The 24,138-nt window shown below is 46.6% G+C and carries 23 protein-coding genes and 1 pseudogene; 13 read left to right on the top strand and 11 right to left on the bottom strand.

The genetic code is table 11. The features are described 5' to 3' along the window. Nucleotides 1-70 precede the first annotated feature (70 nt). Nucleotides 71-1,489, top strand: a complete 1,419-nt coding sequence (der, locus tag AZ602_RS00925; protein ID WP_103033281.1) for a ribosome biogenesis GTPase Der — start codon at nucleotides 71-73, stop codon at nucleotides 1,487-1,489. Between the two features lie 47 nt (nucleotides 1,490-1,536). Here der and AZ602_RS00920 read toward each other — a convergent pair whose 3' ends face one another. Next, complete coding sequence (locus tag AZ602_RS00920) at nucleotides 1,537-2,274, bottom strand: ribonuclease HII (RefSeq protein WP_227525128.1); 738 nt, start codon at nucleotides 2,272-2,274, stop codon at nucleotides 1,537-1,539. 1 nt (nucleotide 2,275) lies between these two features. Continuing rightward, nucleotides 2,276-3,532, bottom strand: a complete 1,257-nt coding sequence (gene lpxB, locus AZ602_RS00915) for a lipid-A-disaccharide synthase (RefSeq protein ID WP_103033280.1) — start codon at nucleotides 3,530-3,532, stop codon at nucleotides 2,276-2,278. A 294-nt stretch (nucleotides 3,533-3,826) separates the two neighbouring features. Here lpxB and glnK point away from each other — a divergent pair, with 294 nt between their 5' ends. Continuing rightward, entirely contained in the window at nucleotides 3,827-4,165 is a 339-nt protein-coding gene (gene glnK / locus AZ602_RS00910; RefSeq protein WP_078316997.1) for a P-II family nitrogen regulator, read from the top strand. 108 nt (nucleotides 4,166-4,273) lie between these two features. Next, nucleotides 4,274-5,488 (top strand): annotated as a pseudogene (locus AZ602_RS00905) (ammonium transporter); the annotation flags it as partial. A gap of 56 nt (nucleotides 5,489-5,544) precedes the next feature. Here AZ602_RS00905 and AZ602_RS00900 read toward each other — a convergent pair. Together AZ602_RS00900 and AZ602_RS00895 are read right to left on the bottom strand one after the other, a co-directional pair. Continuing rightward, a complete protein-coding gene (locus tag AZ602_RS00900) occupies nucleotides 5,545-6,252 on the bottom strand; it encodes a Smr/MutS family protein (RefSeq protein ID WP_103033530.1) in 708 nt (235 codons plus the stop codon). 144 nt (nucleotides 6,253-6,396) lie between these two features. Then, entirely contained in the window at nucleotides 6,397-7,479 is a 1,083-nt protein-coding gene (locus AZ602_RS00895; RefSeq protein WP_103033529.1) for a 3-deoxy-7-phosphoheptulonate synthase, read from the bottom strand. A gap of 267 nt (nucleotides 7,480-7,746) precedes the next feature. Here AZ602_RS00895 and AZ602_RS00890 point away from each other — a divergent pair, with 267 nt between their 5' ends. Continuing rightward, nucleotides 7,747-8,739, top strand: coding sequence for a polyprenyl synthetase family protein (locus tag AZ602_RS00890; protein WP_103033278.1), 993 nt, complete (start codon nucleotides 7,747-7,749; stop codon nucleotides 8,737-8,739). 113 nt (nucleotides 8,740-8,852) lie between these two features. Here AZ602_RS00890 and AZ602_RS00885 read toward each other — a convergent pair whose 3' ends face one another. Further along, the gene (locus AZ602_RS00885; protein WP_103033277.1) at nucleotides 8,853-9,254 is read right to left on the bottom strand and encodes a hypothetical protein; all 402 of its coding nucleotides are present in this window, start codon (nucleotides 9,252-9,254) and stop codon (nucleotides 8,853-8,855) included. 77 nt (nucleotides 9,255-9,331) lie between these two features. Here AZ602_RS00885 and mtgA point away from each other — a divergent pair, with 77 nt between their 5' ends. The 7 genes from mtgA (at nucleotide 9,332) to AZ602_RS00850 (ending at nucleotide 15,647) form a co-directional block, all read left to right on the top strand. Continuing rightward, the gene (gene mtgA, locus AZ602_RS00880) at nucleotides 9,332-10,003 is read left to right on the top strand and encodes a monofunctional biosynthetic peptidoglycan transglycosylase (RefSeq protein WP_103033276.1); all 672 of its coding nucleotides are present in this window, start codon (nucleotides 9,332-9,334) and stop codon (nucleotides 10,001-10,003) included. Between the two features lie 181 nt (nucleotides 10,004-10,184). Further along, complete coding sequence (gene ppk1 / locus AZ602_RS00875; RefSeq protein WP_103033275.1) at nucleotides 10,185-12,344, top strand: polyphosphate kinase 1; 2,160 nt, start codon at nucleotides 10,185-10,187, stop codon at nucleotides 12,342-12,344. Continuing rightward, complete coding sequence (locus tag AZ602_RS00870; RefSeq protein ID WP_103033274.1) at nucleotides 12,341-12,823, top strand: YchJ family protein; 483 nt, start codon at nucleotides 12,341-12,343, stop codon at nucleotides 12,821-12,823. Before ppk1 ends, AZ602_RS00870 begins: the two co-directional genes overlap by 4 nt. Before the next feature lie 142 nt (nucleotides 12,824-12,965). Then, nucleotides 12,966-14,054: a chorismate synthase gene (gene aroC / locus AZ602_RS00865; RefSeq protein WP_103033273.1), complete on the top strand. Its 1,089-nt coding sequence runs from the start codon at nucleotides 12,966-12,968 to the stop codon at nucleotides 14,052-14,054. Nucleotides 14,055-14,063: 9 nt separating this feature from the next. After that, complete coding sequence (locus tag AZ602_RS00860) at nucleotides 14,064-14,468, top strand: hypothetical protein (RefSeq protein ID WP_143821212.1); 405 nt, start codon at nucleotides 14,064-14,066, stop codon at nucleotides 14,466-14,468. Between the two features lie 3 nt (nucleotides 14,469-14,471). Next, entirely contained in the window at nucleotides 14,472-14,936 is a 465-nt protein-coding gene (gene ybaK, locus AZ602_RS00855; protein ID WP_103033272.1) for a Cys-tRNA(Pro) deacylase, read from the top strand. 330 nt (nucleotides 14,937-15,266) lie between these two features. After that, entirely contained in the window at nucleotides 15,267-15,647 is a 381-nt protein-coding gene (locus AZ602_RS00850; protein ID WP_146025206.1) for a hypothetical protein, read from the top strand. Nucleotides 15,648-15,757: 110 nt separating this feature from the next. Here the strand turns inward: AZ602_RS00850 and AZ602_RS00845 are convergent, their stop codons facing one another. Beyond that, the gene (locus AZ602_RS00845) at nucleotides 15,758-16,288 is read right to left on the bottom strand and encodes an inorganic diphosphatase (protein ID WP_078317008.1); all 531 of its coding nucleotides are present in this window, start codon (nucleotides 16,286-16,288) and stop codon (nucleotides 15,758-15,760) included. A gap of 36 nt (nucleotides 16,289-16,324) precedes the next feature. Beyond that, nucleotides 16,325-17,065 carry a lipoyl(octanoyl) transferase LipB gene (lipB, locus tag AZ602_RS00840; protein WP_103033528.1) on the bottom strand — a complete coding sequence of 247 codons (741 nt, stop codon included), beginning with the start codon at nucleotides 17,063-17,065 and terminating at the stop codon, nucleotides 16,325-16,327. A gap of 246 nt (nucleotides 17,066-17,311) precedes the next feature. On the opposite strand from lipB, the gene pncB reads away from it, so the two are divergent. Next, nucleotides 17,312-18,538, top strand: coding sequence for a nicotinate phosphoribosyltransferase (pncB, locus tag AZ602_RS00835; protein ID WP_369803834.1), 1,227 nt, complete (start codon nucleotides 17,312-17,314; stop codon nucleotides 18,536-18,538). A gap of 98 nt (nucleotides 18,539-18,636) precedes the next feature. Here pncB and xseB read toward each other — a convergent pair whose 3' ends face one another. After that, the gene (xseB, locus tag AZ602_RS00830) at nucleotides 18,637-18,864 is read right to left on the bottom strand and encodes an exodeoxyribonuclease VII small subunit (protein ID WP_103033269.1); all 228 of its coding nucleotides are present in this window, start codon (nucleotides 18,862-18,864) and stop codon (nucleotides 18,637-18,639) included. 377 nt (nucleotides 18,865-19,241) lie between these two features. Between xseB and AZ602_RS00825 the strand changes: the two genes are divergently transcribed. Then, the gene (locus AZ602_RS00825) at nucleotides 19,242-20,684 is read left to right on the top strand and encodes a DASS family sodium-coupled anion symporter (RefSeq protein ID WP_103033268.1); all 1,443 of its coding nucleotides are present in this window, start codon (nucleotides 19,242-19,244) and stop codon (nucleotides 20,682-20,684) included. 188 nt (nucleotides 20,685-20,872) lie between these two features. Here the strand turns inward: AZ602_RS00825 and sthA are convergent, their stop codons facing one another. From sthA to AZ602_RS00810, 3 genes are all read right to left on the bottom strand, one after another. Continuing rightward, nucleotides 20,873-22,450, bottom strand: coding sequence for a Si-specific NAD(P)(+) transhydrogenase (sthA, locus tag AZ602_RS00820; protein ID WP_227525127.1), 1,578 nt, complete (start codon nucleotides 22,448-22,450; stop codon nucleotides 20,873-20,875). Between the two features lie 72 nt (nucleotides 22,451-22,522). Then, nucleotides 22,523-22,894 (bottom strand): DUF4377 domain-containing protein, encoded by a 372-nt coding sequence (locus AZ602_RS00815; protein ID WP_103033267.1) that lies wholly within the window; start codon nucleotides 22,892-22,894, stop codon nucleotides 22,523-22,525. Between the two features lie 70 nt (nucleotides 22,895-22,964). Beyond that, entirely contained in the window at nucleotides 22,965-23,831 is an 867-nt protein-coding gene (locus AZ602_RS00810; protein ID WP_103033266.1) for a pyruvate, water dikinase regulatory protein, read from the bottom strand. Between the last annotated feature and the right edge of the window lie 307 nt (nucleotides 23,832-24,138).

Below are 24,138 nucleotides of genomic sequence, written 5' to 3'. Positions count from 1 at the left end.
ATAAAGTTTAAATAGATTTTGGCCAAACACATTGCTAACATGGCCATCTAATGATAATTAAGAGAAGTTTATGAGCATCAAACCTGTCGTTGCCTTGATTGGTCGCCCCAATGTCGGCAAATCCACCTTGTTTAATCAGCTAACCAAAAGCCGTCAAGCCTTGGTGGCGGATTTGGCAGGCTTGACCCGTGACCGTCAATATGGCGATGCACATTTTGAGAATAAATCATTCATCGTCGTTGATACTGGCGGTATCGGTGAGATGGATGATGGCACGGGCAATATCGATGACTATATGGCGACACAGTCTTATACCGCCATCCATGAAGCGGATATTGTGGTGTTTGTCGTTGATGCTCGTGCAGGGGTGATTGGCGCTGATAGTGAGATTGCCCGCTTTTTGCACAGTCTGGGTAAGCCAGTATTTTTGGTGGCAAATAAGATGGATGGCGTGCATGAAGCGTCATCGGCAGAGTTTTTTGCACTGGGTTTTGGTGAGCCATTCCCAATGGCGGCAAGTCATGGCAAGGGCGTCACAAATCTGCTTGAAGCGTTGACCGCGGATATGATCGAAGATGAAGAAGCGGATGAGCTTGACGAGAAGGCATTGAAACTTGCCATCATCGGTCGCCCAAATGTCGGTAAATCAACGCTGGTGAACCGCTTACTGGGCGAAGAGCGTGTCGTGGTCTTTGATATGCCGGGTACGACTCGAGATAGTATTTATATTCCCTTTGAGCGAGAAGGGCGTAATTATGTACTCATCGATACCGCTGGCGTGCGTCGCCGTGGTCGTATCGATGAAAAAGTCGAAAAATTCTCAGTGGTCAAAACTCTTCAAGCCATCAAAGATGCCAATGTCGTGGTCGTGGTTATTGATGCCAAAGAAGGCATTGTCGATCAAGACTTGCATATGCTTGGTTATGCACTTGATGCAGGGCGTGCGATTGTCGTGGCGATTAACAAATGGGATGGTCTAACCCAAGACCAAAAAGACATCGTCAAGATTGAGATTGATCGCCGATTTAACTTCGTCCCATGGGTGAAAATTCATCTCATCTCAGCATTGTATGGTAATGGCGTGGGCAATTTGTATCCATCCATCCACAAGGCATATGATGCATCGATGTTTAAGGTGTCAACCAATCAGCTGACTCGTATCCTAGAAGATGCCGTTGCCAACCATCCACCACCGATGGTCTCAGGTCGCCGCATTAAGCTTCGTTATGCGCACCTTGGTGGGCATAATCCACCGGTAATTGTCATTCATGGTAACCAAACCCAAGCCTTGCCAAAGAGTTATCAGCGTTATCTTGAGAATGTCTATCGCAATGTATTTAAGCTTGAAGGTACGCCACTTCATGTGGAGTTTAAACAAAATGCCAACCCGTATGAGGGCAAGAAAAATCCAGTGGTCAAAAACAAAGCCAAGCTGATGCGTGAGAAAAAACGCATTCAGAAGTTTAAGCGAGCTGAGAAAAAGCGTTGATTGGGTGTTAAATTAAAAAGAGTGGTCCTTGCACCACTCTTTTTAATTTATGGGTAGTCACCCACCCAATAGGCCTGATTGACAAAACCATCTCGATACATCTCACTAATCGGGCGATAACTACGTCGATGCTCAGGCAAGATGCCATAAGTCATGATGGCGGCCTTATGCACGGCGGTCAAATAGCCTTTATGACCTTCGATCCGATATTCTGGATAATGCTTGCCATATTCAATCATCTGCCGATCTCGATGTACTTTGGCAAGAATACTGGCACAGGCGATGGTCGTATGGGTCGCATCGCCCTTGATCATTGTGTGTCTCTGATAAAAATGTCTTGCACAGCTACCATCAAGCATAGGAAACTCGTTCCCATCAACCAAAAGTAGGGTGTCATCGGCAAGATCGTGTTTGGCGATCAAGGTAGTCATTGCAAGTCGCATCCCAAGCATGGTGGCTTTTGAGATATTGATATCATCAATGACGGCTCGTGACACATCAACGATGGCATAATCAAGTGCTAATTCTTTGATCGGCTCAAATAAGCTTTCACGGCGTTTTTCGGTCAATTTTTTGCTGTCATTGAGTAGCTTCAGCGGCGTAGTACTCAAGTCAATCTCACCAAACAGTCCTGTCAGCTTATCAGGCAGTATCACCGCACATACCGTCATGTTGGCAAATAACGCACCCCGACCCACTTCATCGACACCGATGACAAGCTGTGAGCCCGTGATTGGCTTGGCATCAGCTTTGGTGCTGATGGTACAAAGTTCATCCAATGTCATATTACTTGACTGCCTTGTGTTTGAAAAATCCATCAAGCACCGCCTGTGCAGGATTGGCATGGCTATCGGCTCGCAGTGTCATGGCTGTTTGGTGTAGCAACGCAGTTTGCTTGCTGGTATCAGCCAAAATCATCTGTGCTTGTTCGCTGACCGCCATAGCTGTGGCATCAGCTTGGATTAGCTCAGGCACGATGGCTTGACCGATTTGCTGATGCGATAGGATGTTTGGCAAGCTGACATAGGGGATTTTTACGAGTCGTTTGGCGATAGCATAGGTGATGGCACTGACTTTATACACCACGACCATTGGACGCTCAAGCAGTAGGCATTCAAGCGTCGCAGTCCCTGATGCTAGTAGTATCACATCACTGATATTCATACAGGCTTGGCTTAGTCCTAGGCTTGATGTGTACGAAAATTGACCATCATTATGCACTATATGAATACTATCAGCCAGTTCACTGGCGTGGGTTTGGCAGTATGTTTGCACCAACTCGCTGTGTGCTTGACTGACCACAGGTAAGATAAATTGGCAGTCTGCCTGCTGATTTGCCAATAATTTGGCACTGTCAATCAATAACGGTAAGATGGCGTCAATCTCTGAAGTGCGAGAGCCTGCCATTAGGCAAATCACTTGTTTGGCAGCTGATAGCCGTGCTAAATCGGGATACTGCGGTAGTGCAGTTATTAGCTCAGTGCGTTTATTGCTTAGGCTTCTTGTGTCAGCGGATAGCTTGGCAAGTAGTGGATGACCGACACAGACGGCAGGGTGCTGATGCTTGGCATAGACACCAAGCTCAAAGGGGAATAGACACAGCACCAAATCGGTCGCCGCCTTGATGCCATGAATGCGATTTTCACGCCATGCCCAAACTGATGGGCTGACATATTGCACGCAATACACACCGCTTGGCTTAAGTACTTTACCCAATCTCAGATTAAAATCAGGTGCATCAATCCCGACAAACACATCAATCTTGGCATCATCAAACGCTGTCAAAATCTCTTTTTTGGCACGCAAAAGGTCTGGCAGATGCTTGACGACTTCCACCAGTCCCATCACTGATAGGCGAGACATTTCAATCACAGAATGAAGTCCTTGTGCTGCCATCTGCACGCCGCCAACACCGACCCAGCGGATATTGGGGTGAATGACGTTCATCTGCTGCATAAAATCAGCACCGAGTGCATCGCCTGAGACTTCGCCTGCGACGATACCGATGGTGAGTGGCTTGATGGGGAGTGTGCTCTGTGTCATAAAAAGACCTTTCAAAAGACTGGCTGTTATTGTAGCAGATTGCCCATTTTATGCAATTTTTATCCCAAATTTCTGTATGAAACACTACTCAAAATTATATATCAATAAAATATATCAAATCATAAGATAAAATATTGAATACTAAAAATTATTAAAACATAAGAAAAAACGATAAATAAAGCTTTTTTTATAAAAATAAACCGTTTTTCTTTTAAATAAAATTTTTGCATACTATGTAACAACAAATAAGTTACACAAAGTTGCAAAGCTACTAAGAAGCAAAAGGAGAAAGTCATGAAGCTAATCAGTGCAATCATAAAGCCATTCAAGCTTGATGAAGTCCGTGAAGGTCTATCAGAAATCGGTGTTCAGGGCATCACCGCCACTGAAGTCAAAGGTTTTGGTCGTCAGCAAGGTCATACTGAGATGTATCGCGGTGCTGAATATGTGGTGGATTTTTTGCCAAAGGTGAAGATCGAAATCGCGACGACTGATGAGATGGTTGATCAAGTCATCGATGTGATTATGCAATCTACGAATACAGGTCGTATCGGCGATGGTAAGATTTTTGTCACACCACTGGAGCGAGTGATTCGCATCCGCACAGGTGAGATGGATGAAGCGGCTTTATAAATTCGGATAACAAATCAAATGCAAAAGGGGTGGCAAATGAAAGCGTTAAGAAAGTGGCAATCGGCCTTGATGGGACTTGGACTGCTTGCAATGTCAAATGTGGCATTTGCCGAAGATGTCTTGGATACTGGTGATACAGCTTGGGTGCTGGTATCGACAGCTTTGGTGCTAATGATGACTTTGCCGGGGCTTGCACTGTTTTATGCAGGGATGGTGCGTAAGAAAAATATTCTATCGACCATGATGCACAGCTATGGTGCGACAGCGGTGGTGTCGGTGCTGTGGGTGGTGCTCGGGTATTCATTGGCATTCTCAGAAGGTAGCATGAATGCTTTTGTCGGCGGCTTTGCTAATGCGATGCTTGCAGGCGTTGGGCTTGATGATGTCAGTGGCACGATCCCTGTGATTTTGTTTGTGATTTTCCAATTGACCTTTGCTGTGATTACCGTGGCGATTTTGGCAGGTTCATTGGCTGAGCGTATCAAATTTGGTGCTTTTATGTGGTTCTCAGCAGCTTGGGTATTGCTTGTATATGCACCGATTTGCCACTGGGTATGGGGTGGTGGCTGGCTGACCGGTGATGCGCTTGACTTTGCTGGTGGTACGGTGGTGCATATCAACGCAGGTGTTGCAGGTCTTGTATTGGCAGCATTACTTGGTAAGCGTAAAGATTATGGCAAAGGCAACCTTGCTCCTGCAAACTTATCCTTGACATTGATCGGTGCAGGTCTTGTATGGGTAGGCTGGTTCGGTTTCAATGGTGGCTCGGCACTGGGTGCCAATGGCAGTGCAGCGATGGCATTAGTAGTCTCACAAGTGGCAGCGGCGATTGGTGCGATTGCGTGGATGGTGTGCGAATACTTCGCTCGTGGCAAAGCATCAGCTCTAGGCGGTGCATCAGGTGCGATCGCAGGTCTTGTGGGTATCACGCCAGCGGCAGGCTTTGTGGATGTGTCAGGTGCGCTTGCGGTTGGTGTGTTGACTGCGGTGGCGTGTTTCTTAATGATTCAGTACGGCAAGCGTCGCTTGGGCATCGATGACAGCCTAGATGCGTTCGGTCTGCATGGTGTTGGTGGTATCGTGGGTGCGGTTTTGACTGGGGTATTTGTCAGCACCGAGATTTATCCAGATGCGGCAAATGTCGATATGGCAACTCAGCTATGGCTACAAATCGAAGGCGTACTGGCTACCATCGCTTATAGTGCAGTGATGACCGCCATCATTGGTCTTGTGATTAAATACACCATTGGTCTGCGTGTTGATGCCGAAGATGAATATCAAGGTCTAGACCTAGCAATCCATGGTGAGAAGATTGCGGATTGATGCGAGTTAATACAAAACCCCAAAAGTGGATCGCTTTTGGGGTTTTGTTTATTCGATTATTTGACGGATTTGTTTTTCTTAAGTAGCACAAGCACCGCACCATTGCCACCATCATTGGCGGGTGCAGAGACAAAAGCCATCACATCACTGATTTGGCGTAACCAGCCATTGACGCAGGTTTTGATGATGGCATCTTTGCCTTTACCATGGACGATTTTTACGACAGTTTCGCCATTTGATAGGGCATTGGCGATGATGGTTTGCACGGCAGTGCGAGCATCTTCGATACTTGAGCCATGCAGATCGACGGCATCATACCAGCGAAGTTTGCCTTGTTTTAATTGCTCAAAAATCTTGTTTTGTAGGGTTGGATTTTTGTACGACAAATAGGCTTCACCTGCCACGGGATTGAGCAAGGCTTGCATATCGGATAAATTGGCACCAAGTAGCTCTTCACCACCTTCGGCAGCAGCACGACGGCGTAAGGCATTCTCATCTGCCTTGGTCGGGCGGCGGCTGATGACGGCATCGGTTTTGAGCGGGGCGACGCCGCTCATGGCTTGCATAAACAATACTTTGTCTTCATCAATGGCATCATGATTATAGCGTTTGACTTCGCCAGCGACTTGTTTGGCGTTCATCAGACTCACAGGATCGATGGGTTTGCCCGTATCGTTCTCAGGCTTGGTGGATGGCTTGGCAAGATTTTTTAGATTATCACGAAATTCTTTGGATAATAAATCTTTAAAACTTGGATTGCTCATGGTGTGCTCGGTTGATTCAATGGATTGAAATTTAATGGGTTTATTATAACGCAAGAAGGGCATTAATGATAACGCAAAAACCGCCACGAATGACGGTTTTGCAGTTTATCTGCTATGAAATAGATTGAAACTTATCAATCTAAATCAGCGGTTTGGCAGATGTTCTTTGACTTCTTTGGCGAAGCTACGCAGCGTCTCAACGGTCGCTTCCCAATCTAGGCAGCCATCGGTGACGGATTTGCCATATTCTAGCTGTGATAGGTCGGCAGGGATATTTTGGCGACCGCCTTTTAGGTGGCTTTCGATCATCAGACCCATGATGGATTTGTTGCCTTTTGCGATTTGGCCGGCGACATTATTGATGACCATGGGCTGTAGATAAGGATCTTTGCCACTGTTGGCATGGCTGGCATCGATCATGATTTTGCCATTGGTTTTGCCTTTGGCAAGTTCATTTTCGGCAGCAGCGACGGCAGTTTCGTCATAGTTTGGCTTATCATTACCGCCACGCAATACGACATGGGCGTACTTGTTACCTTTTGATTTGATGATGGCGACTTGACCATCGCTTGATAAACCTAGGAAGCTATGACCTGATTGCACCGCTTGCATGGCATTGACCGCAACTGTCATACTGCCATCGGTACCATTTTTGAAACCAACTGGGCAGGATAGGCCAGAGCTCATCTCACGGTGCGTTTGGCTCTCAGTGGTGCGAGCGCCGATGGCTGACCAGCTGATCAGATCTTGCATATATTGTGGCGTATTTGGATCGAGTGCTTCGGTGGCACAAGGCAGGCCTTTTTCGTTCAGCTCAAGCAGTAGTTTACGAGCGGTGTGCAGACCTTTTTCGATATCGAAGCTGTCGTTCATATCTGGATCGTTAATCAGACCTTTCCAGCCAGTGGTGGTGCGTGGTTTTTCAAAATAAACACGCATCACGATGAATAGCTCATCTTTTAGCTCTTCGGCAAGGACTTTTAATTTATCAGCATATTCATGTGCTGCGACAGGATCGTGAATCGAGCAAGGGCCGACCACGACCAAGATGCGCTTATCGATGCCATCTAGGATATTTTGCACGACTTTACGGCCGTTTAGTACGGTTTGATAGGCGGTATCAGATAGCGGCAATTCGGCTTTTAGGCTGCTTGGGGTGATCAGCGGAATGATTTTTTCGATGTTCACGTCGTCGATTTCTGTATGTTGTGTGGTAGTTTGGCTCATGATTGGCTTATCCGTCAGTGATGGGCGTAATGCCACGATTATTCAAAGCTAACATTATGCCTGTAGTTGGCTTGTATTACAAGTGTTAACAGGCGAAATTATGTATGAAAATATAACAATTAGTTATGAAAAATTGTTCTAAGCAAACCAACTGATTAATTTTTGAACAATTCTGCGAAATTTGCCAAAAACTTCCTGCAAGATTTTTGAGTAAGCAGTCGGGTTGTGGTATGATAGGCGGATTATTTTAATTTTTGGCGTGCATTTATGACAGCTTCTATTCCCACTTATGCAGACATTCAAGCCATCGTCGCTGACGACTTTGCGATCATGGATAAGCAGGTTTTTGGTAGTCTTAATTCAAAAGTACAATTGGTGATGAGTGTCTCAAAGCATGTCATCGATGCAGGCGGCAAGCGAATGCGTCCACTGATTACACTCTTGACCGCACGAATGCTGAATGATGTGCAGAGCGAACAGGCGATGCAACTGGCGGCGATTACCGAGATGCTACATACGGCGACGCTGGTGCATGATGATGTCATCGACGCATCAGGATTGCGCCGTGGTCGCCCAACTGCTAATGCGACTTGGGATAATGCCACAGCGGTCTTGGTGGGAGATTATCTGATTGCTCGCTCATTTAATTTATTAGTAGGTTTTAATAATCTGCCATTGCTTAAGCTATTTAGTGATGGCACTTGTGATATTGCCGAAGGTGAAGTATTGCAGCTACAGCATCAGCACAATCCTGAGACAGTGGAAGCGGACTACCTACAAATCATTGACGGCAAAACTTCACGCCTATTTATGATGGCAACCAAAGGTGCTGCGATTTTGCAAGGTCGTGATGAGCATCTGGACGCGCTTGGGGCATTTGCTTATCATTTTGGCAATGCCTTTCAGATGATTGATGATGTGCTTGATTTCACTGGTGATGCTGCGGTGATGGGTAAGAATCTGGGTGATGATCTTGCAGAAGGCAAGCCAACCCTGCCCATCATCAAGACATTAGAAATCCTAAAAAATAACAACAGTGCAGAGTATGACAAATTGCGGATCGCTGTCCAAACTGGTAAAGTGGCTGATGCAGGCGAGCTGATTGCATTGGTACAAGCCTCAGGCGCATTGGATTACTGCAAGGCACGAGCACTCGAAGAAACCAAGCTTGCCCAAGATGCACTGTCTAGCCTGCCAAATAACCGCTACCGTGACGGCCTATATCAGCTGACCGAGCTTGCCAGCAGTCGTTTGGTGTGATTTTAAGTGGTAAATAGAGGTGATTTGGTTGAGTGATTTGCCGAATGGTTAAATGAGCCAAATGACCAAATTTGCCACAGTATAATTCATCCGTCCTTAGGGGCGGATTTTTTTTAAACGCTCGATGCCAGAGGGATGATGTCCATCAAGCCAAAAGGATAGCACAGCAGCTGGCTGTCAGTCATCAAGATGGGAATGTGTCTGCCAAGCAGATCCACCAAGCGCTCATCGGCAGCATCCGCCAGATCCAACGCGCAGACTGTGGGCATCTGGGCGCAGACACTCAATGCAGTATGAATGATCGACTGCGCCTCATGACACAGATGACAGCCGTCAGTACCAAGTAGATACCAAGCCGGCGTATCGCTAGCTTGAAGTGCAGCCAAAATCTGATGACGCAGCGCCGAAAATTCGGTAGCCTCCATATGCCTTAGTGCATGCCGATCATGGCCAAGTTTGGTTAATAAAGCGATGGCATCAAAACTTAGTGGCTGGCTGGTAAGATATGGCGACATGCGATACAATCACTATACAAGGCGGTTTGGATGAGTTATGATAGACAACTGTTTTTGGTATATAAAGGTATTGTAGCGTGTTTCGCTGGATTTTTAAATGGATAATTGCACCCTTATTGGTGCTGTTTTTGAGCTTTCATTTGATGGTGGCAGGCTTTTTGGTCTTATGGGGAAATACGCCTGTCGAAAATTCAGCATTCATGCTTTGGCATCGCTTGTCTGGAGGGGGTGTCACTCAGTCGTGGGTGGATTATGATCGCATCGCCAAGTCAGCCAAGCAAGCCGCCATCGTCAGCGAAGATGCCAAATTCGTCAGCCATCACGGCTTTGATTTTGATAGCATTCAAGCAGCGATCGCAGCCAATGAAGCTGAAGGCGCGATCTCAGCAGGTGGCTCGACCATCAGTCAGCAACTGGCCAAAAATCTGTTTTTGACCTCACACCGATCTTATCTGCGCAAGGGTGAGGAAGCCATCATCACGGTGATGATGGAGTCGATGTGGACCAAGCAGCGCATTTTGGAGGTGTATTTGAATGTCGCTGAATTTGGCGAGGGGATTTATGGCATCGAGGCGGCGGCGCAGCATTATTTCAACCGTTCTGCTGCTAAGCTCAACCGCGAGCAAGCGGCGCTGTTGATCAGTATGCTGCCCAATCCCAAATACTACGGCAAAAATATGAACGCCAAGCGCCTGCGCAATAAGCAGCGCATCATTTTGCGGCGCATGAATACAGCAGCGATACCGTGATGATGTGCTGATTGATCAAATTTGTCATCAAAGATTCATTGAATCTGCTGGCAAATTTTTGTAAACTGAGCTTATGAATAGACGACCGATCAAACCAATTACACCAACCAAACATCACCTGCAGCGACGACCGCTCAGCTTGAGCATCGCTTTGATTATCGCAAGTTTTAGGAATTCCACCATGATTAACACCGCCAACGAAGTCTCAGCCAACCCAAGTAGTCCTGCTGCGCTGCCACTTACAGAGATTGAAAATCTGTTTGATGCGTCGGGTAATTTCATGCCCAACTGCTACATCAATCGCGATTTGTCAGCACTCAGATTTCAGCTGCGAGTTCTGGCGCAGGCGGCCAATGTGCATCACCCACTGTTGGAGCGCATGTTTTTTTTGACGATTTTTTCATCAAATTTGGATGAATTTTTTGAGATCCGTGTGGCAGGCTTGCTCCAAAAAATGAAACAAGGTGATCAGGTCAGCAGCCTAGATGGTCGAAAGCCAAGCGAAATTTTGCAAATCATCAGTACCATCGCTCATCGTGCCGTGCGCGAGCAGTATCGAATGCTCAATGAAGACATCTTGCCTGAGCTTGCCAAGCATGAGATCCGCTATCTACGACGCGATGAGCTGAACGATGAGCAGCGCGCTTGGGTGCGAGAGTATTTTTTGAGCCAAGTGATGCCAGTCTTGACACCGATCAGTATCGATCCTGCGCATCCATTTCCCCGCTTGGTCAATAAATCGCTGAACTTCATCGTAAGCTTAGAGGGTAAAGATGCGTTTGGACGCGATATTAATCTTGCGATCGTGCCTGCGCCGCGCTCATTGCCGCGCGTCATTCGCTTGCCTGATGAGTTGACTGATGGCAAAGAACACCATGTGATGCTCTCGGCAGTGATTCATGAAAATGTTGGCGAACTATTTTTGGGCATGCAGGTCACAGGTTGCTATCAGTTCCGCTTGACGCGAAACGCTGATTTGGCACTGGCTGATGATGTTGATGACATTGCCAAAGCACTCGAAGGGGAGCTGGATAATCGCCGTTTTGGCCAAGAAGTGCGCTTGGAGGTGACCACAAATTGCCCACAAGAGATCAGTGACTTTTTGCTTGATGAATTTGAACTCAATGAATATCAGCTGTACCGTGTTAATGGACCGGTGAATTTGACCAGATTATTAACCAGCTTTGATCGTCCTGAGTTGAAATTTGCGCCATTTACCGCAGCGATCCCAAAAGCATTCCGCGATATCGAAAAAGGCGATACTGGCGCGATGTTTGCAGCGATCGCCAAACAAGATGTCTTGGTACATCATCCATTTCATGCCTTTAGTCCTGTGGTGAATCTGCTCTGGCAAGCGGCCAATGATCCAAATGTCTTGGCCATCAAACAGACCATTTATCGCTCTGGGGTAAACTCAGAGATCGTGCAAGCATTGGCAGAAGCAGCGCGTAATGGCAAAGAAGTCACCGCAGTGATTGAGCTGCGCGCGCGTTTTGATGAAGCTTCAAACATCGCTGTGGCCAATATGCTCCAAGAAGCAGGCGCGGTGGTCGTGTACGGGATCGTCGGCTACAAGACGCATGCCAAGATGATGCTGATCGTTCGCCGCGAAAATGGCAAAATCCGCCGCTATGCGCACTTAGGCACTGGCAACTATCATGCAGGCAATGCCAAAGCTTATACCGATTATGGATTGTTTACCGCCAACACGGAGGTGACCGAGGATGTCGCAGGCGTATTCCAGCAGCTGACAGGCATGGGCAGACCGTTGCCATCGAAGCAGATTTTACATGCGCCATTTACCCTGCATGAGACTTTATTAAGCTTGATTGATGATGAGATTAACCATGCCAAAGCTGGCAAAAAAGCGCGCATCATCATGAAGTTTAATGCCTTGACCGAGCGCAAGATCATCAATAAGCTGTATGAGGCCAGCATGGCAGGCGTGCAGATTGATTTGATCGTGCGATCGATCTGCTGTTTGCGCCCACAGGTGGTGGGTTTATCCGAAAATATTCGTGTGCGTTCAGTGGTGGGACGGTTTTTGGAACACACGCGGGTGTATTATTTTTCAAATGATGTCGAAAATGGCGGCAGTGAGCGACTGTATTGCAGCTCGGCCGATTTGATGGATCGCAACCTATTGCACCGTGTCGAGGTGGCTTTCCCGATCCTTGAGCCTAAATTATTCAAAAAAATCTATGAAGATGGATTGATTAATTATCTAAAAGATGATGTCCAAGCTTGGCAGCTGTCAGGCACAGGCGAGTGGTATCCATTATCGACCACAGGCGGCACGCACGATGCCCAAAGATACCTACTTGAAAAGATTGCCTCATGAGCATCCATCTGTGTCCATGCGGATCAGCATTGGCCTATGATGACTGCTGCGCGCTATATCACCAAGGTCTTGCAGCCCCAAATGCTGAGGCTTTGATGCGTTCGCGTTACTGTGCTTATGTGCGAAAGGATATTGATTATATCATCGATACCACGCTGCCCATTCAGCAGCCACTGTTGGCGGTGGATGCCATCAGAGCATGGGCAGCCCAAACCAACTGGCAGCGATTGATGATTTTAAGCCACAACCCAAAGATCGGCAAAAGGCATGCACAGGTGCATTTTCGTGCGTATTTTATGGCGACAGACGGTGAACAGTGCCACGAAGAGCGCTCGGCGTTCGTACGAGTTGATGATGGCGAGGGTGAGCGTTGGTATTTTTTGGATCCAACTGTGCCATGCACCCATACTGGCAAAATGCCATGCCTGTGCGGCTCTAATGAACGATTCAAGGCCTGTTGTGGTAAATTTTTGGGCTAAATTGAGTTTTTTAAATCAATAGATTGGCCATGATAAGCTGTTTGTCATCTAAAATTATGATAAAATGACAATTTTATCCAGTTTATTACTTTTATCATCCAAAAAATACATTTCATCCAAAAATACATTCTAAGGCGGCAACATGGCAGGCAATACGATAGGACAACTTTTCACCGTCACCACTTGTGGCGAATCACATGGCGTAGGCCTGATGGCCATCGTTGATGGTGTGCCGCCAGGTATGGCATTGAGCAGCGAAGATCTGCAAATCGAACTAGACCGCCGCAAACCTGGCACCTCCAAATTCGCCACTCAGCGAAAAGAAGATGACATCGTCGAGATTATCTCAGGGGTCTTTGAGGGTAAGACTACCGGTACGCCCATTGGTCTTTTGATTCGCAATACCGACCAAAAATCCAAAGACTATGGCAACATCGCTGCTACCTTTCGCCCAAATCACGCCGATTATACATACACCATGAAATATGGGTTTCGGGATTATCGCGGTGGCGGCCGTTCGTCAGCGCGTGAGACAGCGATGCGTGTGGCAGCAGGCGCGATCGCCAAAAAGTACTTGGCCGAACGCCTTGGCATCGTCATCCGTGGTCATGTCACGCAGATCGGCAATGAAAAGGCACATCAGCTCGATTGGAATGAGGTGAATAACAATCCGTTTTTTTGTGGCGATATTGAGGCAGTGGCTCGCTTTGAAAAGTTGGTGACTTCATTGCGCGAAGAGGGTACCAGCTGCGGCGCCAAGCTTGAGATTTTTGCTGAAAACGTGCCTGTGGGTCTGGGTGAACCTGTCTTTGATCGGCTTGATGCTGACATTGCCCATGCGATGATGAGCATCAATGCTGTTAAGGGTGTTGAGATTGGCGATGGCTTTGCTGTGGCTGAGCAGTTTGGTCATGACAGCCGTGATGAGCTGACGCCCGAGGGTTTTAATGCCAATCACGCAGGCGGTATCTTGGGTGGTATTTCAAGCGGCCAAACCATCCGCGTCGCCATCGCTTTAAAGCCGACAGCCAGCATCACCACCGCAGGCAAGACCATCAATCTTGATGGCGAGGCGGTCGATGTCATCACCAAAGGCCGTCATGATCCTTGTGTCGGTGTGCGCGCAACCCCGATCGCTGAGGCGATGCTGGCGATCGTGTTGATGGATCATTATCTGCGTCATCGCGCCCAAAATGCCGATGTCGTACCGCCGCTTAAGCCGATCGCTTGATGGAGGTGTATGATGTTCTCTACAAATAAGCTTTTTGCGCTCATCATTGGTGCTGTATTTTTGGTGGGCTGTGATAACCCCCACATCCAACAAACCGCCAAAAACCTTGGCATCGATGAAGTGGGTAATCTGGGCAGTGAAATGCTGCTGACGACACTAAGAACCGAGTGTGAAAATCAGCTGAATAATAATGCCGCCTTCACCGATCTGATCTTAACAGCCGAACAAAAGGCCAATCTGTGCCAATGTACGGGCGACGAAATCAAAACCACACTGTCGTCCGAAGCTTTATTGTCGATCGTAAAACAAGGCAGCATCGACAGTCAAGTGATCATCGATAAAGTGGCAAAAGCAATGGCGATCTGCACCAGCCGCGATCCTAAGGTTGATACCGTCAACCCAAATGAGGTATGAGCTGTGACACCTGCCATCAAATTGCTTGAAAAACAAAAGATCCGCCATCAAGTGCTAAGCTATGAGCATGATCCATCTGCCGAGAGCTTTGGGCTTGAGGCTGCCGAAAAACTTGGACTACAAGCCGATCTGGTGTTCAAGACATTATTGGCTTTTGATGGACAGTCGTACTTTGTCGCGATTTTACCGGTGGATCATCGCCTAAATCTAAAAAAATTGGCAGCAGCGGTCGGCAGCAAAAAACTACAAATGGCAGCCGCTGCCGATGCTGAACGCGTCACAGGCTACATCGTCGGTGGCATCAGCCCATTGGCTCAGAAAAAGCGTCTAAAAACAGTGATTCACAGCAGTGCCGAAGTGCTGGATCAAATGTATGTCAGTGGCGGCAAGCGAGGCTGTGATATCGGCATCGATCCCAAAGACTTGGCAAATGTATTATCAGCGACATTTTCCGATATCGTCGAGTGATGAGCTTAGTAAAGTTTTGCTGTATTTTGTTTATTTTTTGTAATTTTTGTGCTATAGTTGCTGTCAGCGAGAATTTATATGCGCTGCCAACGCGGTTTTGCCAAGATTTTGGCTAATATCTGGCTTGGCGGTTAAATGCTCATCGATCCTGTAGTGCTGCTCATTGGCATGGCTTGAGCGTTGACTGATGGGTTTGGCGATTTGAGAATGTTTGATAAAGGATATGGCATCATGGTACAAAGCTGTAAATTTTGCGCCGTTATCAGCGCCTTATCTGTGGTGTTATTAACCGCATGCAACCAAGATAAAGTCGAGCCACAAGCATCTAACATGCCAAATCAAACCACGAATCAGACCATCGTAAACACAACGCCCATCGCCCAAAGAAAGGCCAATGCCCAAGACAACTGCCCTCGATTGGTACAAAAAAAGGTTGATAGCAACCAAGTGCTGCGCCAAGATAGCATGGCGGGCAATACTTGTGATTATTTCATCTATCCTTATATCGGCGATACCATCCAAGCCAGCATCTCTGATGATCGGATTCACTTAAGTTTGGTGCGTCCTGACACCCATGATTTTGCCAATGGTAGCTTTGTGGTGACCAAAAATGGTCGTCATGTCATCCGTCTGGAATACGATGCTTTTGGGCGCAGACCCGCTGTGATGGATTATATCATCGAGATTGATATCATCCCACCGTCGCAGTGATAAGACCTACTTATTTTGCCAAAGGATGTGCCAAGCCCTATCCATATCAAAATAAAAAGCCAAGTTTACACAACTTGGCTTTTTTTAGGGCGATCGATGTTGGTCAAAGATCACATCTCTTTCCAGCGTTTTTGGCTCTCTTTGATGACTTCTTTGGCGACATCCACACCAAAGAAACCTTCAACTTTGGTGGTGCCTGGTTTTTTTAGGTCTTTGTAGTGGTTGAAGTGGAAATCAAGCTGCTTGATCAGCTGTGCAGGCAAATCTTCTAGGCTGTTATAGGCATTGCCATTGTTGCGATCGTCAGCAGGGACAACGATGATTTTGTCATCGACTTCGCCATCATCAACAAACTTCATCACGCCGATGACTTTGGCTTGTAGGAAAATACCAGTGGTCAGCGGCTGCTCGGTGATGATCAGCGCATCCAGCTCATCGCCATCTTCATCCAGTGTCTGTGGGATAAAGCCATAGTTGCAAGGCTTGGCAAATGCAACAGGCTCAACGCGGTCAAGCTCAAAGCAAGCCAATTTGCGGTTCCATTCGATTTTGTGGTTTGAACCCGTTGGAATCTCAACAACTACATTGATGATACCGCCATCAACATCGCCTGCATCTAGGATTTGGTTAAAATCTGCCATACTATACTCCGATTAAAAAAAGAAATTTGAGCTATTTTACTCGCCTATCGCTCGAAGTGCAACCAATCCTTGATGGCGTGCGCGAATATTTTTGATGAATTTTTCGATAAATTCAGCAACTTTGGTGTTATCAAATAGCCCATAGCTTGCCAATTTTGCCATCGGCATCCCTGCATAGCCACACGGATTGATGGCATTGAAGGCGGATAAATCATTGACAAGATTAATCGCCACGCCATGATAGCTAAAGCCATGCTTAATCTTAAAGCCAAGACTTGCGATTTTGCCAAGCATATCTCCATCATGATTATAAATATACACCCCTGGGGCATCACGGCGAGCCTTGGCGATGAGTGAGTCGGGCAAATAGTCGCTGACCACGTCTTCGATGGCTTGCTCAGCATGACTGACCAAATCACGCACGCCCATGTCGAGTGCGCGTAAATCAAACAGCCAATATACGACGAGCTGCCCACGTCCATGCCAAGTGACTTGACCGCCACGGTCGGTCTTGATAATCGGCGTATCTGTTTGATATAAAATATGCTCAGGCTTGCCTGCTTGACCAAGCGTATAGACATCTTGATGCTCGACAATCCACAGCTCATCAGGGTGAGTGATGCCTGATTTTTTATCTTCGATACGCGCTAAAGTGCGTGTCAGCATGGCATCGTGTGTGGCGTTATATTCAGCATCATCAAGCAGACGCACTTGAAAATTATCTGTCGATAAGGCTGATAACTGTGTCAACTGACTGGGGAAAATTTGGTTGCTCATAAGCAGTTTTCGAGTGATTTTAAGTTTTTGGGGTAGGGAGTGCATTATACACCAAATTTCAGCGCTTTGCTGTAAGATTGATGGCATCTTAAGTCATACAAGCAGTCGCATCAAGGTATATACAATTTAATAATAATTGGAAAATTACTTAAAAAAATTGAAAAACCAGTGGGAAAATGAGTGCAAATGGCGTGATTTTTGTGTATGATAAGCATTTGACTAACAACAATAATCATGGATATGTTTATGAGCAATTCATCAGCACAGCCGATCATCACATCGCTATTGGATAATGATTTATATAAATTCACCATGCTACAAGCGATGTTGCATCAATTCCCCCAGACGCATGGCGTGTATCGCTTTCGCTGCCGCAATCATGACGAAACCGTCTATCCGCTCAGTCAAATTAAGGATGATCTTGAGACGCAGCTGGATTATTTGTGTCAGCTGCGTTTTGCTCAAGATGAGCTGGATTATCTGCGCAGTCTAAGATTTATTAAATCTGATTTTGTCGATTATTTAGAATTATTTGCGCTAAAACGCCGCTTTATCACGGTATCTGTCGATGAGGAAAATCATCTGAACATCGACATCGAAGGCCCGATGATTCAGGCGATGTTCTTTGAGATTTTTGTGCTGTGCATCGTCAGTGAGCTGTATTATGCACGCCTTGATACCAAGGCATTGCTGATCGAGGGGCAACGACGCTTGGATGAGAAAGTTGCTTGGCTGCATGAATATCACGCCAAACAAACCGCCGATGGCAGCCATGAGTCAGCACCATTTACGGTGGCGGACTTTGGTACGCGTCGCAGGTTTAGCAAAGCTTGGCAGTATCATGTGGTCGAGACGCTGTCCAAGGCGTGTCCTGAGATCGTGCGTGGCACTTCCAATGTCTATCTTGCCAAAAAACTTGGCATCACGCCGATTGGCACGATGGCACATGAATTTATGCAGGCATTTCAGGCGCTGGATGTGCGCCTAAGAGATAGCCAAAAGGCGGCACTGGAATGCTGGGTGCGTGAGTATCGTGGCGATTTGGGCATTGCCTTGACCGATGTGGTGGGGATGGATGCGTTTTTGCGCGATTTTGATTTGTATTTTGCCAAGCTGTTTGATGGTCTAAGACATGACAGTGGCGACCCGTATGAGTGGGGCGATAAAGCAATCAAGCATTATCATAAACTAAAAATTGATCCAATCACCAAAAGTCTGACTTTTAGTGATGGTCTAACGCTCCAAAAAGCGTGGGATCTGCATCAGTATTTTAAAGGAAGAATTAAGACAGGCTTTGGTATCGGCACCAATCTGACCAATGACATGGGCGCAACGCAGCTCAACATCGTGCTAAAACTGGTGGCCTGTAATGGTCAGCCAGTCGCCAAGCTCTCCGACAGTCCAGGCAAGACCATGATCGAGGATGATACTTATTTGGCGTATCTTAAGCAAGTGTTTGAGATCAAAGAGTGATGGCAGTCTCATCAACCCAAACAGATCAACCAAAAAAGGCGTCATCGGCGCCTTTTTTATGTGATGCTAATTTTTATGTGATGCTAAGTGATGAGCGCTTAGGCGTCTTCTGTTGTCACATCTGCCTTGGCAAATGCCGAGGTCAAAGCAGATTCGACCGCATCAATTCTGGATTGACAAACTTTATAAGCCGCCAAAGATTCTTCGACGATGGCGACCAAATTATCGATGTCAAGCGCATCAGATTGTTCAAGTCGATCGGCATTGGATTTTAAGATTTGATAGGCATCTTTAAAATTATCAGGCGTGGTGGTTGTGTCAGTCATAAATAATCCGTATGTAATAGGTCGGTGAGAGGTTTGTCTTGATGTTTATTTTAACCAAATTTTGGGAATTTGTTAATTGATAAATGGCGGATTTATCAAAGATAATTTATTTTTGATGCACTTTGTATCAATCGCGTAAGATTAAAATGACAAATCTGTTGCAAATTCTTACTAATTTGTTATCATAACACCAAAGCGATGGACGATTTGCAATGGATAAACTGCTTATGGGAGCTTGCTGCCATAAGCAGTTTTGCTGTACCTGTAATTTTTGCATCGTTTTGCCTTGATGAGTGGTGGATCGGCCGAGGATCACTGTGATGTGCCAACTTGCCAAAATACATCCTCAAAAAAGGTCTTTACATTAAGGATGAATTATGACGAAAAATACCCAACAAGAGACAGATTTTACTCTTAGAACCGATTTTCAGCACGATGATAATAGCACGCCACCCTCAGGTACGCTGCGTAGCGATGCCATTCGCGGCATTGTAATTACTGCGATCGCAGCTGTCGTTGCTTTTGTGCTGAACAATATTTTACCTTTTGAACCACTGGCCAATAAAGGCTTGGCATTGGCAGCATTCATTGGCATTTTGTGGCTAACAGAAGCCATTCATGTGACTGCGACAGCCATCTTGGTGCCGCTGTTAGCACTGTTTATCGGCATTCCTGAATTTGATACCAAAAAAGCCTTGTCAAGCTTCGCCGATCCGATTATTTTTGTTTTCTTTGGTGGCTTTGCGCTGGCTGCTACCATGCATGTCCAAAAGCTGGATCGTAAGATCGCCTTTGGCTTAATTGGCATGGCGGGCGGTCATCTGGGTCGCGCTGTGGTGATGATGTTTGCGGTGACCGCAGGCTTATCGATGTGGATCAGTAATACAGCAACAGCAGCGATGATGCTGCCACTTGCCATTGGTCTATTGACCTCGGTGGATGAGACCAAAGACCGCAATACCTTTATCTTCGTGCTGCTAGGCATTGCATACTCAGCGTCGATCGGTGGCTTGGGTACTTTGGTGGGTTCACCGCCGAACGCGATTGCCGCCAAAGAACTTGGCATTGGTTTTAGCGAGTGGATGAGCTTTGGTCTGCCAGTGATGCTGGTACTGATGCCATTTTTGCTAGGTGCTATGTATCTGGTGCTACGCCCAAATCTTAATCAAAAAATCCAAATGGTCGAGCAAGAGCATATCCCGATGACCTTGCCACGCATTTTGACTTTGGTCATTTTTGCCATCACTGCGGTGAGCTGGATTTTTGGTAAGCAGCTGGGCGAGACTTTTGGCTTTGCACAGCCTGATACTGTGATCGCGCTGTTTGCTGCGGTGGCGGTGCTGCTGTTTGGTTTGGTCAGCTGGAAACAAGTCTCGGACAACACCGACTGGGGCGTATTGATGCTGTTTGGTGGTGGTATTGCTCTGTCAAATATCATGAAAGATACAGGTGCATCGGCGGTACTGGGTGAGAGCATCTCTGCTGCTTTGGCAGGTGCTTCACCACTGCTGGTGATCCTAGTGATCGCAGCCTTTATCATTTTCTTGACTGAGTTCACCAGTAATACTGCATCGGCTGCGCTACTTGTGCCACTGTTTGCGCCAATCGGTGTACAGCTTGGCCTGCCGCCTGAAGTGCTGATTATGGTCATCGGTATTGGTGCATCTTGTGCTTTTATGATGCCTGTGGCGACTCCGCCGAACGCCATCGTGATGGGTACAGGACATGTCAAACAGCGCGATATGATGAAAGTCGGCTGGTGGCTGAACTTGGTCGCCATTGCCATCGTCACTATTTGGGCGTATGTCTTTTTGGTATAAACAAAACGAATCACTCAGCTATTGAATGATTCGATGACCGAGCGGTTGATATCGCTCGGTTTTTTTGCGTATTATCAAAAGCGTGGCGGTTATTTAATTGGTCATCAGTAGGATGTATCACAAATCATAGGCCAAAAAAATGAGCCGATGGCAGCCATCAGCTCATTCGATGATAAAATGAAAGACGATTAAAAGATTCGGTTCATACCATTTAGGGCAGCGACACGATAAGCCTCTGCCATCGTCGGGTAGTTGAAGGTGGTGTTGATAAAGTACTCCAGCGTATGGCCACACTTCATCACCGCCTGACCGATGTGAATGATCTCAGAGGCGTGGTTGCCGTAGCAATGGATGCCTAGCAGCTCCAAGGTCTCACGATGGAACAAAATCTTTAGGACGCCTGAGCGCTCACCGATAATCTGTGCGCGAGCCAGATGGCGGAAGAAAGCTTGGCCGACTTCGTACGGGATTTGCTCGGCCGTCAGCTCAGCTTCGGTCTTGCCAATGCTTGAGATCTCAGGGATGGTATAAATACCCGTCGGCACGCTGTTAATGAACTCTGCATCTTCATCACCAACCATAAAGCCTGCCGCATTTCGGCCTTGATCATAGGCAGCCGATGCCAATGATGGCCAACCGATGACATCACCGACAGCGTAGATGTGTGGAACGCTGGTGCGATAAGTTTGATCGACCTCCAATTGACCGCGATTATTGGCGCTCAACCCCACAGCTTCAAGATTTAGACTGTCGGTATTTCCCGAGCGACCATTACACCAAAGAATCGCATCTGATTTGATTTTTTTACCGCTTTTTAGGTGTAGGATGACACAGTCGTCATGTGTTTCAAGATGGTCGATTTCTTCGTTATTACGGATGCGCACGCCAAATTGACGAAAGTCGTGGCTTAGGGCATCTGAGATCTCTTCATCCAAATAGCTAAGCAGCTGCTCTTTATTGTTAATCAAATCAACCACATAGCCTAAGCCTGTAAAGATGGATGCATACTCACAACCGATGACCCCAGCGCCATAGATGATGATTTTGCGCGCCATATAATCCATTTGTAGGATCTTGTCTGAATCAAAGACGCGAGGGTGATCGAAGTCTAGGATGTCAGGACGATAAGGGCGCGAGCCGACAGCGATCACTGCTTCATTAAAGGTAATGGTCTTGGTTGGTTCAAGCTCACCTGAATAAATCTCCAGAGTGTGTGCATCAATAAAGCTGCCCCAGCCGTGAATGACTTCGATTTGGTTACGCTCATAAAACAGCTTATGAGTATTGACTTGATTGCGAATCACTTCACGCGCACGGCTTAGTACTTTATTAAGCGGGACTTGATAGCTATCTTTGGCCTTATTGAACAATGGATCTCGGCGGAAGTTAATGATATTAAATACCGACTGTCTAAGGGCTTTGCTAGGGATGGTGCCGACATGGGCACAGTTACCACCGACTTGCTCGCGCGGGTCGATGACCGCCACGCGTAGGCCAGATTTGGCAAGTTTCATCGCAGCTGCTTCACCTGCAGGGCCTGCGCCTAACACGATGGCATCATATTCATAATTGTGCTTTAGGCGGTTTTTGTTCAGACGGGTTTTATAGCGACCCAAATCAATGCGATTGCCATCCAGCGGGCTGATCAAGCTAGGGTGGTCGTGATCGACATGCTGAAATGTGGGCGCAGTTGCTTTGATGGCGGTAGGGGTGTCTTGTGGTTCTACGCTGTCTGGTTCGTTATTGGCTTTTTTGTTTTTTGACATATCAATTCCTTAGAAAAATTATGATGGATTTTTTAGATAATCTTTAATCTGACTTTTGCTCAAAGCGCAGCGTCATAAATTTGGCAGGCCTTGAAAAAGCACCTCTTGTAGCTGCCATTTGCCAGTAGGTTCATTGGTTGCTTGATCAAATTCTTGACTGGCACGGATCTTGTAATGCACGCCAGTTTTCGGCTCAAAGCCCTTAATATCACCAAAACCGATGCCAAAAATCTCGCTGTCTGCACCATTGACAGGCTTGACCAATAAACACTGCATGGGCGTGGCTGAGTCACACGGCATGCGCGTCGGCAGTACCTCCAGCACTTGGCTGTTTTTGGTGGTCAGTACAGGGGCAATATAAGGCGCAGGCTTGGGAGGTGTGGTTTGACAAGCCATCAAAAATATGGGTGCCAATAATGCGCTTAAAACATATTTTTTTGTCATAGCATTTCTCTAATGTTTAACTTTATCTGTTACTGTATCCGCCCATCAGCTGTACGATAGCCAAATCAACTTAAACACCAATGCGGCGTTTTAGGCCTGTGATCTGCAAAATACGCGTAGCAATTTCTTCAACTGACATTTCAGAGACATTCAGATTGGGGATTTTTTGGGTGCTATAAATGGCCTGAATCGCTTGCTGTTCGGCTTGGCATTGAGCAAGGCTGGCATAACGACTGCCTGCTTTGCGCTCTTGGCGAATGCGTACAAGACGCTCGGTATCGATCGTCAGACCAAATAGCTTATTATGATAAGGTTTGAGCGCACGCGGCAGCTGACTGGTGTCTAGATCTTCTTCGGTTAATGGATAGTTGGCGGCACGGATGCCGTATTGGAGCGCCAGATACAGTGAGGTCGGTGTTTTGCCAGAACGAGACAGACCGACCAAGATGATGTCAGCGCCATCATAGTGATTGGTGCGGGCGCCATCGTCATTATCCAGTGCAAAATGTACCGCATCGATACGCGCTTTATAATCATCCGAATCAACATTGCTGTGCGCCATGCCTGCATGTGGGTTTGGCTTATGATTGATCTCGGTGGCGATACGATTGATCAAGCCCTCATAGATATCCAGATTGTGAGCATTGGCCGAATTGATGATCTCTCGGATTTCGTCACTGACGATGGTGTCAAATACCAAAGGACGCAGCTGGGTCTTTTCATAAGCAGTATTAATGCGCTTAACCGCTTCGTGCGCCAGCTGTATGGTATCGACATAGGGGATCACCTGAATGTCAAACTCAACATCACTAAACTGACTCAGCAGCGATTTACCAAGTGTCTCAGCGGTGATCGCAGTGCCGTCAGAAATGAAAAAAGCGCTGCGAATGGCGGGGCGATCGTCTTGATCGGAATGTAAGGGGGTATGGACATACATGTCTGTTCTACTTCATTTGACCTAAGATAAATTAGCGCTTTAATTATAGCACAAAATTAACTTACGAACAGCACCGCGCACAAATTTCACCCAACTTACGATGGCGTGATTTTGGTTAAGATTGGTAAAATGCGTTAAAATCAGTCATTTATTGCTTTTTATCATTTTATAAATTTATGGCTATATTTAATTTATAAATAAAAGGATAAATTGATTGTTAATTATAAAATTTGTCGCTATAATCGCCTAAAATCATTGCAACATCCGATCGAATTTCTAAGATGATGGATAAGTCGGCAGTTTTCAT

The sequence above is a fragment of the Moraxella sp. RCAD0137 genome (assembly GCF_002894025.1).
Taxonomy (GTDB): domain Bacteria; phylum Pseudomonadota; class Gammaproteobacteria; order Pseudomonadales; family Moraxellaceae; genus Moraxella; species Moraxella porci.
The sequence above is the reverse complement of the archived record's forward strand: the minus strand, read 5'-3'. Positions and strand labels throughout refer to the sequence as shown.